The organism is Aerococcus sp. HMSC10H05 (assembly GCF_001806975.1).
Classification (GTDB): Bacteria; Bacillota; Bacilli; order Lactobacillales; family Aerococcaceae; genus Aerococcus; species Aerococcus viridans_B.
The window spans coordinates 25,524-40,842 of record NZ_KV786997.1 but is presented as its reverse complement, the minus strand read 5'-3'; the positions used below and the strand labels follow the sequence as shown (position 1 = coordinate 40,842).

The window sequence follows — 15,319 nt, the reverse complement described above, 5'->3', positions numbered from 1 at the left end:
TTCAAAGGTCTATCTCATTGCCTTATTAGCAACTTTTATACCTTATCATCTGCATTCATTGTTTGTCAATAAAAAGTTTCAAAAAAGTTTTTTAAAAGTTTCATACAAACAATGTCATGTTTGACGACTTGAATATCATATCACTTAGTTTGAGTGGTTGTCAACAAGAATTTTATTTTTTGTTCTTGTTGTTATCAATAAGTAAATTGGTTACGACAACTTCACTTCGCAAATAAGCCAATAAGTGTTACGCCAATAGTTTTGCTCACTTAGTCGCCTCACTATTGGATATTTATAGTATCACCATATCTTGATAAAGTCAATGATTTTATTTAGTAAAATAACTGATATTTTTAAACACAAATCGTTATTAAAAAAAGTCATGAAGATAATCTTCATGACTTAGTCTTTGTCCTACACGTTACTAGAAATTTTTCTCAAGTAAATATGAAAAATCTGTTTCATCAATCTTCTCTACCAGTAATACACCATCCCCTAATGGTAAGACAGAAGTCTTCAGATTAGGATGTCCCACAATTTCCTCTAATAACAAATTCAATTTTTTATGGATTTTTCGCACACGTTTAGGAATCGTATCCAACTCATTAAAGACAGTTCCCCCCTGGAATATATCATCAATCATCAAAATACCACCTACTTCAAGGCGATCCATGATCAATGGAAAGAAATCAAAGTATTTTGCTTTTGCTGAGTCTAACAGTGCAAAATCATATGTATCTGTTAAAGAAGGTAATACATCTTTCGCATCGCCCTCATGAATCGTCACTCGATCCGCTACACCTAATTTCTTAAAGTTTAGCTTGGCCGCTTCTATCATTTTATCATAACGATCAATAGTATCTAATGTCCGCTCTGGATGACCGTAAACCATTAATGATCCCGAGAAACCAATCGCCATACCAATTTCTAAAATTTTCTTTGGTTGTTTGATACTTAATAGAAAGTCTAAAAATACAGCAGTTTCGTGTGGGATAACAGGAACCCGATTTTCATGAGCATAATCTTCTAAAGCCTTTAATGGTGCTGGAAATTCACTTTGTCTGGTACGCATAAAATTTAATACGCCCGCTTCTACAACTGGTCTGTCCATCATTTCATTTTGAATAACTTTTTCTTTTGTGTTATTTGTTTCTGTCATATTTACTCCTTTAGTTGAAAAAAGTCCGGAAAAATTCCGAACTTCAAAGTGCTATTTATTTTCTTCTTCGACTACTCCATCTTCTGTTAATTCATCAGCTTCCATTCTTTTAACTTGAATACCACGGATTCTACCATTCTCAACAGCAGTAGTCATTAGCTTATAATTTTCTATTCGAATAACTTCCTCTGCTCGGTCTTCAGGAAAATATCCTAAAATTTCAATCATATAACCTGCGATGGTATCTGATTCATCAGATTCTACCCCTGTTTTAAATAACTGGTTAAATTTATCAATCGGCATAATACCATTGATAATATAGGTTGTATCGTTAATACGTTTATAAAGATGGGAAATTTCATCGTACTCATCTTCGATATCCCCGACAATCTCCTCGATCAAATCTTCAAGCGTTACTAACCCTACCACACCATTATATTCATCTTTGATGATCGCTAAATGTTGATGATTTTTCTTAAAATCGAACAATAAATCATCTATAAAACTTGTTTCAGGTGCAAAAAATGCTGGTTTAACAACGTTATTTATTTCAATATTTTCGAAACCAACTTTGCGTGCTTCACGCAAAATATCCTTTGTATGAATAATTCCTATAATATCATCTTTATCATCTCTAAACACTGGTACCCGTGAATACTGCGAGCTTAATATGTCGTTTACGATTTCTTGACTATCATCTTCAATATCCACCATAAATGTATCTGTACGAGGTGTCATCACTTCTCTAGCTAATTTAGTATCTAAAGATAATACACCTTGCATCATTTGAAACTCGTCACTATCAATAACCCCTTCACGACGTGAGGAATTAATAATTCCTTGAATTTCTTCGCGTGTAAATTGTTGACTATCCGCAGAAAATTCGAGTGGTGTGATCTTCTTCAGTATATTTGTTGATGCTGTCAGTAACCAGACAAACGGTTTGAAGAAAGTTTTTAACATGGAAATAATGCCTGCTGACTGTCTAGCATATGATTCAGGTACTTGTAAGGCTAATTGTTTCGGATATAACTCACCTAATACTAATGTAAAGTATGACAAAATTAATGTTACTGTTGCAGTAGCAATCGTTTCCCCTGCAGGGATATCAGTTAAGTAAGGTAGTAAATACGAAACGAAGGTAGTGGATGCTGATGCAGATGAGAAGAAACCTGCAAAAGTAATCCCTACTTGAATAGTGGATAAGAAATCATCAGAATTTTCAAGAAGTTTTAATACCTTCTGAGATTTAATATCTCCTTCTTCCGCCATAGTTTCTAGTTTTGAATGGTTCACGGAAACAAATGCTATTTCAGCCCCTGCTAAAAAAGCATTCACCAATGTTAAAATAATAATTAATAGTATCTGTCCACCTACGTTTGAGGCCCCAGGATCTCCCATAATATCGAATTCTCTCCTTCTTATATACAAGTATAATAAGCTAATTTTAGTATACAACCATAGGGTTTAAAAGGCAAGATTTGCCTTATAAGTATTACTAAAAATTGGTGTATTCATCGACTCTTTATAGTTTTTTTTGATAAAAATTTTAATTGGCCAGCTCTTCTTATTCAGCTTTTTACTAGTAAATTCATGAAGTAAGCGAATTTGTTCAGATGACTAAAAAGACCTCGCACGCATACGAGGTCTTAAACATTTTAAAGAATCGTTTGATTATTTAGTTTTAGCTGGGTTGATACGATTAGCATATACGTCAGCTGAAGAATAACGTGTATCTTCAAAGCCTGTAAACGAATCAACTGGGTCAACGCCTTTGAATGCTTCAGGTCCTTGAGCTAATTTGTCGACTAAGATTTCAATATTGAATTCTTTATCGTCGTAAGCGTTGATGTAAGTTTGTACTTGAGGCACATCTGCCAATGCAAATGGATGATTCACTGATACATAAATTGTAGGAATTTCGTTTACGTAGAATGGAATATCCGGTGTACCTTTAGATGCTGGCCATGCAACACGTTGTACCGTACCTGCAGCAATCTTAGCCAAGTTGATCACTAGATCATATTGGTCTGTTAATTGAGCAATTGGTTGTTTTTGAGCATAAACGTTTGCAATCGCTGCTGCACGTTCAGCTTCAGGTAACTTCATAATACGCTCTTCTGTTGATTCCCAAATCGTTACGTTAAAGCCACGTTCTTCCATTTTAGCTTTCATAATATCTACTGGAGACTCTTTAGAAGCAATCATCGCACCGAATCCGCCTTTAACACCTTCGTTAAGTACTAATAACACAGACTTATAGCGTTCAGGAGTTACTGGGAATATATCTGGTTGTTCATTTTTAACTAAAGTAATCGCTTGGTCTGCAACTTCACGAGCCATTTCTTTGTGTTCGTCTGTACCAATCTTAGCTAAGGCTTCTTCTTTAGGTGCTAAGATTTGAGTACGATCAACTTTGTGTAAGCCTAATTTAGCACGTAAACCTAATGTACGAGAAATTGCATCATTTAGGCGTTCATCGGTGATTGTACCATTTTCATAACCAGCTTTCATCCATGCAAAGTCTTCATCTGGATCGTTGAAGAATAAGAACATATCACAACCAGCTGCAATAGCAGTAGGTAATGCATCTTCACGTTTTAGCGCACTTGTGAATGCAACCATGTGTGAAGCATCCGTAATTACTGCACCATTAAAGTCTAACTCACCTTTTAATAAGTCAGTTAATAACTCACGTGATAATGTAGCTGGTAAATTTTTCTCAGATAATGAAGCTGATGGATTTACTTTTTCTACATATGAAGGTAAACCGATGTGTCCAGCCATGATTGCCGGTAAACCTGCGTCGATTAATCCTTTATAAACTTTACCATATGATGCAAACCATTCTTCTAGTGTTGAGTGGTTTGTTGCAAATGATAAATGGTGGTCACGTTCGTCGTTACCATCACCAGGGAAGTGTTTCGCAGTCGCAAGGATACCTGCTTCTGAGATACCTTTTAAGTATGCTAATGAGTTTTCTAAAACTTTTTCTGTGTCGTTTGACCAAGTACGTACTGAGATAATTGGGTTTCTCCAGTTTTCACTAATATCTACGATTGGTGCAAATGACATGTTACATCCGATTGCAGCAGCTTCAACACCAGCAATACGCCCCATTTCATAAGCGTATTTAGAGTCATTAGTAGCCGCAATTTTCACTTCATGACCGATATAAGTCCCGTCATTAGCGGCACCATCACCACCAGCTTCAGTGTTCGCTGCAATTAATACCGGATACTTAGAGTGGCCTTGCAATACTTTATTTTGTTCGTAAACAGTATCTGCGTTAGATTTGTTGTAACGAACCCCTGAAATGTGGTAAGTATCTAATACATCTTTTAAATATTCAGGTTCAGTACTCGCACCCATATTGAAGAATAATTGTCCAATTTTTTCGTCAATTGTCATATTAGCGATTGTATCTTCAACCCATTTGACAGCTTCTGCATCTAAATTATAGGGTTGTTTTGTTAAATCAACTTTAGCCATGTGAAATATTCCCCTTTCAAATGAAGTAAACGCTTACTTAACACTTATAAACGCTTACAAATATTTATCAACAAAAACATTATAGCAATAATTTCAATAAATGTAACCCCTTTTATCGTTTTTTGTTTATTTTATTTAATATTTTTAGCATTTTTTGCAATGTTTTAACCTTATTATAATCTTTAGCATGATTTTGTCATTTTTATGATATAATAAGTTATGAATACAATGAAAGAGCGAGGTCATACATATGAACATCCGCGAATTAAGTATTAAGCGTGAGGACGTTAAATATGTCACCGAGGCGAATACTTTACAAGAAGCTTTAGACATTATGAAAGAAAATAATTTTCGGTCCTTACCCATCTTAAGTCAGTCCGGAACGATGTATCGCGGAAACATTTATCGACAACACATTTATAAACGACTATTAAATGGTGAGTCTTTAGATGTATCGGTTACCCATCACCTAAAAAATGCGACAAAATACATCTATACCAATTCAACCCTTTTTCAAACAATTTTTGCTATTCGAGACCTACCTTATATTAGTGTCTTGAATGAAGACCATACCTTTTATGGCATCCTAACCCACCGAGCGTTTGAACGTGGTTTATTCAAGGCATGGTCACTGGATGAAGATGGTTTTGTTTTAACTATTGAAGCAAACCAGGAAGATCAAGGTGCACTAGCAGTAATATCACGAATTATCGGTCGTTTTGCATCTATCAATACGGTTGTTACAACCGTTGATCCTAAAACTGATCTATCCAACATCATTATTTCATTAAAAGGTGACTGTTCTCACCAATCACTTGAGAAAATTATTACAAGGATTGAACGAAAGAACTACAAGATCCTTTCAGTAGGTAATACAAAATCGATTGCCTTAAGTTAAATAGGAATATACAAAAAAAGCCTAGCCCTTTGACTGTTGTTAAGCAGTCATTGGACTAGGTTTTAATTTACTTTTATGTTTGCAAAAATGCATTGGTCGCTTTTTCCTGGCCAATTGTAGTAATCTCACCATGTCCCGGAAGAACTTGCGTTTCATCCGGTAGGGTTAATAAATGCCGCTTGATACCAGTAATTAATGTGTCTTGGTCACCGTGGGCCAAATCAGTTCGACCAATGGTACCCTTAAATAAAGTATCTCCAGCAATGACAAATCCGTCCTCGGCAAAAATATAAACTACGGAACCTGGGGAATGCCCCGGTACGTGGGCAGTTTTAAAAGTGAAGCCAGCCACAGAGTGTTCACCCATTTTGTCCCAATAATGGGTACGGGTTTTAGGAATACGGGTTTGCTTGTCTTTCAACCAGTCGGCTTCGATGATATGCTGCCATACGTCGATATTATACCGCTCGCGAATCGCTTCTACGGCACCGATGTGGTCGAAATGGGCATGCGTCAATAGGATAGCTACTGGATGTAACTGGTTGTCAACGATAAATTTTTCAATTGTATCTGCTTGATCACCGGGATCAATAATCAGCGTATCCTTGTTGTCTTTAACAATAAAGTAAGGATGTTCTTGGATAGGTCCAACTGTTAATTGATATACATGCATGTGCGTTATCCCTCCACCTTTATTAGACGGTTATCATATATCTTTTCCCGCATATTTTAGCAATCATGAACTAAAAGAACAAGGCATTATCCTTCCATCAACTTGTGGAAATTTAAGCGCTTGTCTAGGTAATAGAACAATGGGGCAGTAATACCCATAATGATGATTTCACTTAGGAAAGTAGTCAAGTAAGTGAACCAGAATGGGAGATGAATCACCCAAAATAATTCGAAAGCTATAATGAAGATCATCACTGAGAATACGAGACTAATGATGACCATACGTTGCTTAGTATCTTTCGCAAAGCGGAATAGGTACTCTGCCACTAAGAATGATAATAAGGTATGTAGTGTACCAAATACGATATCATAAATCCCTAGACTCGCTGAAAATAGTAAGTTAGAAAGAAATACGCCAATGACAACTCCCCATTTATAGTCTTTATGGAAAACAGCTAAGTGGTTTAAGCCTTCCGATATGCGGAATTGGATGGCACCAAATCCCAAAGGCTGGACAAAATACATCAAGACAATATAAACAGCTGTAATCATGGCTGAATTCACCAATTTTTTCGTTTTCATATAAATGCCTCCTAGTTTTTTTTTTGTTGGATGGTTGCGAACAACAGTTATAAAAATACCGTAAAACAAAGGATAACTCAAGAAAAATATGATTTTAAAAAAAGTGTCTATTAAAGGAACAAAATGATTAAGCTGATATCGCAGTGTTATTAAATGTTCAGTTTAAACCAAAAAAGCAGCGCTGACTTGATGGCAAGCACTGCTTTTATATTGGTTACTCTTCATTTGAGGTTGGGTCCTTTGTTTCCTCGTTGACCGCTTCATCAAATAAGTAACCTGTTTCCTCTACATATGCCTCTTTTGATTCTACTTCTTCAACCACAATATTATCGGTTTGTTGGTCTTTCACTTTTGATCGTTTAATTAAACGAGGGTTCACGCGTTTAGACCAGAATCCACCATGGATATATTTGGCATCATAAGATAGGTAGAATGCTTTGGGATCAATTTCCTCGATTGTCCGGTGCAAATATACTTCATTTGATCTAGGCGTTAGAATCGTTAAGATCAACCGGTCACCATCACGCCCGTAACCCACTTGGATGGTAACACCATAACCGCGTTCACGTAAAGCGCTAGCTAGGGTATGGTCGTCATTTTGCACATAAACTTCAACAACTGAATAACCCAAGGCGAGTTTATTTTCAATGATCATTCCACAATATATGCCAACACCGAAACCTAAGGCATAAGCTATTAGGTAAATCGGGTTAGATAAATATTGCATTACCATAGATAGTCCTAGAGTATAAATCGTCACCTCTACAACAGCTAATGCCGGCGCAATTTTTTGATAACCACGTATGGCTAATAGGGTTCGTATGGTATTCAACATGATATACATCAAGTTGATGAGAAAGATTTGCAGTAATAAGTGCCAATCCATTAACTCATCCTTTCATTTTGTTGCCAGATTATTTGGTTGATGAAGGGTCTAATCGTTTTTCAATAATACCTAACAACCAGTCAGCTAGGATTGACATCAGTGAAATTGGGATAACAGCTGCGATGATAATAGAAGTACCATCTGAAGCATTTACACCACGTTGCAATACGTCACCAAGTCCACCGGCACCAACGAAAGTACCGATTGTAGAAATCCCGATACCTGTAATAAAGGCATTACGGATACCACCCATAATCACTGAAAGCGCTAGTGGCAATTCAACTTTATAAATCACTTGCCAAGGGGTCATTCCCATCCCTTTACCAACATCTACCATTGTATCATCTACACTGATAACACCCGTATAAGTATTTCTCAGAATTGGTAAGATTGAATATAAGAAAATGGTAAATACAACCAAGTTAGGTCCTAGCCCCATCACCAACATTACTACAGATAGTAAAGCCAAGTTAGGTATTGTTTGGATAATATTCGCTAACCCTAAAACAAAGGCTGATGTTTTACGCTTGTGTGCAATAAAGAAGCCTAACGGTACTGCCACAATGATCGCAAACACTACCCCGTAAGAAGTCATAAGTAGTTGGCGGAAGAATTGTGATAATAGATACATCCCATTTTGCTGGAAATAATACCCAATCTGTTCAAGTAAATTCAATTGTGTCACATCTACCATTATTCTTCACCTCCTAATTGCGTTTTGGAAATAGGTTCCAAGTATGGTTCCTCATCTTCAAAATAGTTGTTCTCTTCTAAAAAGCGTTCTGCAACAATCTGAGGCTCTAATAAATACTGGTCACTTTGGAAGTTTAACTCTTGCATTGTTTCATTCGGTATTTTATTAGCCAATTTAGCAAAAATAGCATCCAATTCAGGATATTCTGCTCTAGCTTCATTGGTTACAACTGCCGCACCATCATAAGGTGGGAAAAGTCGTTTATCATCTTCAAGTACAACCAAGTCTTCAGAAATGATACGGCCATCAGTTGAATAACCTAAAACAACATCTACTTCACCAGAAGAAACTGCTGAATAAACCAACCCGATTGTCATTGGGTATAATTCTGGGAAATCAAAACCATAGATTTCTTTGAAAGCTTCATACCCATCACCTTCACGGTTTAACCAAGTATTATCTACCCCAACTGAAAATTCATCCGCATATTCTTCTAAGTCAGACACAGTCTCTAAGCCGTACGCTTCTGCATCTTCACGGCGAACCATGAAGGCATAAGTATTCGCAAAGCCATAACCTTGTTTGTACCAATTCATATCAAATTGAGAATCGAATTCTGATACAACCGTATCTAAGGCAACTTCAGGATCTGTTTCAGCTTCCAAACCTAGTTCACCCGTTAGTGATGTCCCTGTATAGTTTACTGCTGATACATTGGCATCGCCTGTTTCAAGCGCTTGATGGTTCATTGTTGATGAACCTAAGTTAGGAATGATGTTCGTCGGTGCGTCAGTATAATGTTCCACCATCCCTTCAACAATGTAGCCTAAGATTTGTCGTTCAGTTGTTGATCCAGAAACAATGGAAATCCCATTTTCAGATGATCCTCCTAGTCCAGGTAATGAACAAGCTGTTAAAATAATTGTCGATAAGACAGCAACAATCGATGTCTTAAGATATTTCATTTTACGCAAGTGATTCATCTCCTTTCTTAGAAGAGGTTGTCGGTGTAACCCATTCCTCTATGCGCGCCATCACTAGGTCAACAACGATTGCAAGGATGGTTACAGGAATCGTACCACCTAAAATTAAGTCCGGTCTAAATAGGTTCAATCCGTTAAAGATCATATCCCCTAGGCCGCCACCACCGATATATGAGGCAAGTGTTGTCCAAGCAATAACATAAACCGTCGAAAGACGAATACCTGCCATAATAACTGGTACCGCAAGTGGTAGTTGCACTTGACGAATAATTTGCATTCGTTTCAACCCCATTCCCCTAGCAGCATCTAGTAGATCTGGATTTACATTTGACATCCCTAAGTAAGTATTACGCAGAATCGGTAACAGCGAGTAGATAAATAAGGCGACAATTGCAGGCACCTTACCAACGCCTAAGAAGGGTATCATTAAAGCTAGAAGCGCTAACGTTGGAATTGTTTGTAAAACTGACACAATAGAAATCACTACATTAGCTACTTTTGGTACTTGTGAAAGAAAGATACCTAAAGGTACAGCCACAATAACACCCAAACCTAAAGAAATCAGTGACATATAAATATGCTCCCAGAGTAAGCGAATGACTTCACTACCTTGACTGGCAAAAAACTCTTGCATTATTTATCAGCTCCTTCAGTAGTCGCATCAATTGGGTGAGCTGCTGTTGTTTCTGCATTTTCAAATACGGGTTCATCAGTTAACTTGTCGATTTCTTCCTCGTCACCCCAAATTGAGTTGTAAACAAGATTTACTAACGCTGAACGTGTAACCAGTCCAGTTAAATGGCCTTCACGGTCTACCACTGGCATGTTAGGAATACGACCTTTTAGGATTTGTGTAGTTGTATCTTGCACTAAAGCATCTTCAAATACTGGACGAATCTTCGTATGCATCACATCTGCAACAGATAAACTTGAATTTGCAGCCCGTGAAGCCACATCATTTAAGGTCAATAGACCTTTTAGATGGTGATCATCATCGATGACAAATAATGAATCGACGTGATTATCACGCATGATTGTAATTGCTTTGGCTAAAGACATACCCAAGGTGGCAGTTAATGGTGTTGTTAACATGATTTCTTTTACTGTAATGAAATCAGTTTGTGCTTGCATTAAGCGTTCTTCACCTAAGAAACCACGTACGTGTTCGTTAGCTGGATTGCGTAAGATTTCATCTGGCGTATCATATTGGATTAGTTCACCTTCATGCCATACTGCAATATGGTCAGCTAAGTTTAAAGCTTCATCCATATCGTGCGTTACGAACACAAAAGTTGAACCAAATTCAACTTGTAGTTCTTTTACTAATTCTTGTAAAGCATCACGTGTAATTGGGTCCAAAGCCCCAAAAGGCTCATCCATTAAAACAATTTTTGGATTAGCAGCTAGGGCACGAATGACACCAATACGTTGCTGTTGCCCCCCTGATAGCTCACTTGGATAACGGTCTAAATACTCAAGTGGTAACTCCACGCGTTCCATTAAGCGTTCTGCAATTTCTCTATTTTTCTTTTCATCCCATTTTAGTAAGCGAGGTACTGTTACGATGTTGTCATATACAGTCATGTGTGGCATTAATCCTGTTTGTTGGATTACATACCCAATACCTCGCCGCAATGCTACCGGATCTTTTGATGTTGTTGGTTCTCCATCAATCAGAATTTCGCCTCCTGATGGATCATGCATGCGGTTAATCATTCGAAGTGCTGTTGTTTTACCAGAACCAGATGTCCCAATAAAACATACAAACTCACCATCATCAATTGTCAAAGAGGCGTCTTTAACAGCGGTTGTGCCCCCTGGATATACCTTTTCGACATTCTTGAACTCTATCATCACTTAGTCCTCCTAATTTTTGCCTTTTATAGAAAAAGTCTCTTATAACTCTATCAAAATTTGAAAAAATGACCAAATTTATAGCGGTTTATTTAACAAAAAAGGCGACAAATCCGCTTTTTCAAGAAGTTAACTTGGCAATTAACAATGTATAAGTTATAAGGAATTGTTCGCCTTTTTTATGAGTAAAATTAATTTTTTGAATATACAATAATTGTACACTTTAAATGTAAAAATCGTGAAAACTGATAGCTACAATATTTACCATACGCTAATAGGGATAATCACGCTTATTCAAACTAATCCTCAATAATAACCGTTGCAGTAGCGTAATGGTCAGTGTGACTGATGGTAATATGTACTGGCGTAGCTACTTTGTCACAAATAATAATCGGTTTCCTCTGGTCATTATTTGAAACTTCAATATCACGAAAATGCAACTGACTCGAAATACCGGTTCCATAAGCTTTGGCAAACGCCTCTTTAGCCGCCCAACGACCAGCTACAAATTCTACTCGTCGTTTCTCATTGTGAATATCAGTGTAAGCAGCCAATTCATTTTCTGTTAGTAATTTCCCCAAAAAACGAGAATTGTTGGCAATCGCCTCCTTAATCCGCGCTGTTTCAACTAAATCTGTTCCTAAACCAATAATCATGGGCCTCTCCCTATTATCTATTACGATATTATTTATATATATTTTAACGTATTTAGTTCAAATCTGCATCTTTATGCGTACGCAAAAAAACAGGCAAATGAAGTACTTTACCTCACTCACCTGTTTGATTGGGTCGAAAGTCAGACTTGGCCGATACTTCACAAAATACTTTAAACACTTACAGTGTTTATTCGGCTTTTGCTCCAGCGCGGTACAAGTCTAAATGGCTTTCGTCACACCTTACTAACGAATTTTAAATTCTGCTGATTTTCTTTTAGATTGTTTATTACCACCGTATGATTTTTTTCGGTCATAATTGTTACGATTTTTATCTTTAGCGTTACCTTTGTAGCCACCTTTACCATTACGGTCACGATTTCCACCATTGTGTTTACGGTTTGACGCATTGCGGTGGAAGTTACGCTTATTGCGGTTTGGCAATGGACGTTCAGGGGTGATTTCTACTTTAACAGAAGAAGGATCTTTCACCAATGAACGTACTAAAGCTAATGCAATTTCATCTTCAGTGTAATTTTCTGACAAGTAAGTGATGGCATCTTGATACATATCAGTATTGTCAACTTCAGTTAACGCTTTTACTACTTCAACCACATTAGCTAATTGTCCACGGAAGGCTTCTTGGGTCGTAGGTGGACGTAGGGGCGACATTTGTTTCTTGGTTAAGTTTTCAATTGTACGTAGGTATGACATTTCATTGCCTGTAACAAATGTTACTGACATACCTTCCTTACCAGCACGACCTGTACGACCAATACGGTGAACGTATGATTCAGGATCTTGTGGAATATCGAAGTTGTAAACATGTGTTACACCTGATATGTCTAAACCACGTGCAGCAACGTCTGTTGCTACTAAGATATCTAATTTACCATTTTTAAAGTTTCGTAAAACCCCTAATCGTTTTTCTTGACTTAAGTCACCGTGGATTCCTTCAGCTGAATAGCCACGTTCAATTAATCCACGTGCCACTTCATCAACGCGACGTTTTGTACGAGCGAAAACGATTGACAATTCAGGATTATGTACGTCAATAAAACGTGTTAATAAATCAAATTTTTCGTAGTCCTTACAGCGAGTGTAGTACTGGTCAATTAGGTCCGCAGTCATTTGTTTTGTTTTAACATGAACGGTTACGGGGTCTTTCATGAAGTTATCAGCAATCCGTTTGATTTCTTGCGGTACTGTTGCAGAGAAAAGTAGTGTTTGACGCGCTGTTGGTAATTCACGAATAATGGATTCAATATCTTCAACAAAGCCCATCTTCAACATTTCATCTGCTTCATCTAATACTAAAGTTTCCACAGCATTCAATTTCAACACACCACGCTTAATTAGATCTAAGATACGACCCGGTGTACCAATCACAACTGGTGGATTTTTTTTCAATAATTTAATCTGGTGTCCAATTGACGCCCCCCCATATACAGTGGCGGTATGGATACCCTTGAATTTACCAAGACGGTATAATTCTTCACCTGTTTGCACAGCTAGTTCACGAGTTGGTTCAATAATTAAGGCTTGCACGCCACCATTTTCATGAACTTTTTCTAATAATGGCAATCCAAAAGCGGCTGTTTTACCAGTACCTGTTTGGGCTTGTCCAAATATATCTTGTCCCTCAAGTCCCATCGGAATCGTCTGTGCTTGGATGGGTGTTGCTTCCTCAAAACCCATATCTTCAATTGCGCGAAGCAGTGGCTTTGATAGATTCATTTCATTAAATTTCATCTAGTCTCTCCTTTTTCTACTTGAGTGAACGATTTATCTCTGTGAATAAGCTTTTCACATAACAAAAATAGCCGAGTATGCCAAATGCATCAGGCTCGACTATTTCCAACTGATATTGATTCCTTCAGTAGTAGAACCTCCACTACTCCTCTAAATATACTCAAGCTAAATCACTATAACACATCTAAACGCGTGGTACAAATAAAAAGCACAAATCTCACTAGAGTTTAATTTAAGTTATACCAGCTGTTACAGGCTAGTTCTCTTCTGGTGTAGGCATTTTTAACGCTTCTACTACTTCAATTAACCCCATACCATTACTTGCCTTCACTAAAATTTTATCCTCCGGTTGTAAGATAGCTTTTATATCTTCAATCAAAGCGTGCTTATCTGACTCAATGTAAGTAATCAAGTCTGGGTGGATGCCTTTTTCAATCAACGCATCTACTAGTGGTCGAATACGTGGACCATATAAAAAGATATGTTTGAAGGTATTTAAACCAATAACAGTTGCAATTTCTTTATGTAAATCATCAGAGAAAGTCCCTAACTCCAACATATCCCCCAAGACAAGAATTTTTTGTGACATACCTTTTGAGGCAATAGCAGAGAAGTTACGAATAACGGCTTTCATAGCTGAAGGACTCGCATTATATGTATCGTTTAATATCTGTGTTTCTAAAATACCACGTTCCCATGAACCCCGATCTGCTGTAATCGAAAAATCCGCTAGGTTAGGACGCACTTGCTCTAATGATAAACCGAATGAATAGGCTACACCTAAGGCATACAAGGCGTTTTGAACATTATAACCACCTGATAATGGAATCTCCATTTTTAACTCTGGGGATAAATTGGTATAAAAGGTAGCTTGGTATTGGTCCATCATCACATCAAAAGCAAAAATGTCTTGACCTTCATTTAATCCAATCGTCAACGTCGACTGTGGTAAGTCTTTAGGCATTTGATCCACGATTAAAGGTTCTTCACCTGGATAGATGAATGTACCGTCCTCTTTTAAGCCATCTAAAATTTCTAGCTTAGCTTTGGCAATATTTGCTCGTGAACCTAAAAATTCAATATGGTTTTCGCCGACCATGGTAATCACAGCCACATCCGGTTCTGCCAGTTGACTCAGAAAGGAAATTTCCCCAGCAGCAGACATCCCCATCTCTAAAACAATCACATCTGTATCTTCTGGCATATCTAAAATTGTTTTTGGTAGACCAATATCATTGTTATAGTTACCATTGGTTTTGTGCACTTTTAAAGCTGCCGATAATGCAGCTGCGGTCATATCTTTTGTCGTTGTTTTACCAGATGACCCTGTAATACCAACGACTTTTGGCTTAATCCATGATAGATATGCTTTCGCAAATGCCTGCATAGCCACAAGAGTATCTTCTACTTGTATGATTGGAAAATCAGCCGGCGCTTCACTTGGATCATTAGACCACAAGGCCGCAACTGCCCCATTTTCAATGGCTTTATCAATATAAGAATGGCCGTCAGTCGCCCCTTTTAAGGGAACGAATAGGGCTCCAGGGGTAATTAACCGCGAATCAAATTCTACTGAATTAATTTCCGCAAAACGAGCTGTCGATGTGAAATCAATTGCATCGACGGCTTTTACGATATCTTTAATTTGTGTGGGTTTCATACTTGCCTCTCTAACTACTAAAGGTCGCTCAATC

Annotated in this window: 14 protein-coding genes; 1 reads left to right on the top strand and 13 read right to left on the bottom strand. The window is 37.5% G+C overall.

Annotated elements, in window-relative coordinates; all coding sequences use genetic code 11:
* Positions 1–424: 424 nt before the first annotated feature.
* From HMPREF3116_RS07445 to HMPREF3116_RS07435, 3 genes are all read right to left on the bottom strand, one after another.
* The gene (locus HMPREF3116_RS07445; RefSeq protein WP_070468834.1) at positions 425–1,126 is read right to left on the bottom strand and encodes an O-methyltransferase; all 702 of its coding nucleotides are present in this window, start codon (positions 1,124–1,126) and stop codon (positions 425–427) included.
* Between the two features lie 84 nt (positions 1,127–1,210).
* Positions 1,211–2,560 (bottom strand): hemolysin family protein, encoded by a 1,350-nt coding sequence (locus tag HMPREF3116_RS07440; protein WP_070468832.1) that lies wholly within the window; start codon positions 2,558–2,560, stop codon positions 1,211–1,213.
* Between the two features lie 273 nt (positions 2,561–2,833).
* The gene (locus HMPREF3116_RS07435; RefSeq protein ID WP_070468830.1) at positions 2,834–4,651 is read right to left on the bottom strand and encodes a glycoside hydrolase family 3 protein; all 1,818 of its coding nucleotides are present in this window, start codon (positions 4,649–4,651) and stop codon (positions 2,834–2,836) included.
* A gap of 250 nt (positions 4,652–4,901) precedes the next feature.
* On the opposite strand from HMPREF3116_RS07435, the gene cbpA reads away from it, so the two are divergent.
* A complete protein-coding gene (gene cbpA / locus HMPREF3116_RS07430) occupies positions 4,902–5,549 on the top strand; it encodes a cyclic di-AMP binding protein CbpA (protein ID WP_070468828.1) in 648 nt (215 codons plus the stop codon).
* 73 nt (positions 5,550–5,622) lie between these two features.
* On the opposite strand, the gene HMPREF3116_RS07425 is transcribed toward cbpA, so the two are convergent.
* The 10 genes from HMPREF3116_RS07425 to murF form a co-directional block, all read right to left on the bottom strand.
* Positions 5,623–6,222 (bottom strand): MBL fold metallo-hydrolase, encoded by a 600-nt coding sequence (locus tag HMPREF3116_RS07425; protein WP_070468826.1) that lies wholly within the window; start codon positions 6,220–6,222, stop codon positions 5,623–5,625.
* An 86-nt stretch (positions 6,223–6,308) separates the two neighbouring features.
* Positions 6,309–6,803 (bottom strand): QueT transporter family protein, encoded by a 495-nt coding sequence (locus HMPREF3116_RS07420; RefSeq protein ID WP_070468824.1) that lies wholly within the window; start codon positions 6,801–6,803, stop codon positions 6,309–6,311.
* Between the two features lie 214 nt (positions 6,804–7,017).
* On the bottom strand, positions 7,018–7,689 hold the full coding sequence (locus tag HMPREF3116_RS07415; protein ID WP_070468822.1) for a DUF2179 domain-containing protein: 672 nt from the start codon (positions 7,687–7,689) through the stop codon (positions 7,018–7,020).
* A gap of 28 nt (positions 7,690–7,717) precedes the next feature.
* A complete protein-coding gene (locus HMPREF3116_RS07410; RefSeq protein WP_070468820.1) occupies positions 7,718–8,383 on the bottom strand; it encodes an ABC transporter permease in 666 nt (221 codons plus the stop codon).
* The gene (locus HMPREF3116_RS07405) at positions 8,383–9,366 is read right to left on the bottom strand and encodes an osmoprotectant ABC transporter substrate-binding protein (RefSeq protein WP_083272812.1); all 984 of its coding nucleotides are present in this window, start codon (positions 9,364–9,366) and stop codon (positions 8,383–8,385) included. The genes HMPREF3116_RS07410 and HMPREF3116_RS07405 overlap by 1 nt, the downstream gene beginning before the upstream one ends.
* Entirely contained in the window at positions 9,350–10,000 is a 651-nt protein-coding gene (locus HMPREF3116_RS07400; protein WP_070468817.1) for an ABC transporter permease, read from the bottom strand. Before HMPREF3116_RS07400 ends, HMPREF3116_RS07405 begins: the two co-directional genes overlap by 17 nt.
* Complete coding sequence (locus tag HMPREF3116_RS07395; protein WP_070468815.1) at positions 10,000–11,220, bottom strand: ABC transporter ATP-binding protein; 1,221 nt, start codon at positions 11,218–11,220, stop codon at positions 10,000–10,002. Before HMPREF3116_RS07395 ends, HMPREF3116_RS07400 begins: the two co-directional genes overlap by 1 nt.
* 299 nt (positions 11,221–11,519) lie before the next feature.
* Positions 11,520–11,876 carry a holo-ACP synthase gene (acpS, locus tag HMPREF3116_RS07390; RefSeq protein WP_070468813.1) on the bottom strand — a complete coding sequence of 119 codons (357 nt, stop codon included), beginning with the start codon at positions 11,874–11,876 and terminating at the stop codon, positions 11,520–11,522.
* Between the two features lie 243 nt (positions 11,877–12,119).
* A complete protein-coding gene (locus tag HMPREF3116_RS07385; RefSeq protein ID WP_070468811.1) occupies positions 12,120–13,625 on the bottom strand; it encodes a degradosome RNA helicase CshA in 1,506 nt (501 codons plus the stop codon).
* Between the two features lie 256 nt (positions 13,626–13,881).
* Positions 13,882–15,285: a UDP-N-acetylmuramoyl-tripeptide--D-alanyl-D-alanine ligase gene (gene murF, locus HMPREF3116_RS07380; RefSeq protein ID WP_070468809.1), complete on the bottom strand. Its 1,404-nt coding sequence runs from the start codon at positions 15,283–15,285 to the stop codon at positions 13,882–13,884.
* Positions 15,286–15,319 lie beyond the last annotated feature (34 nt).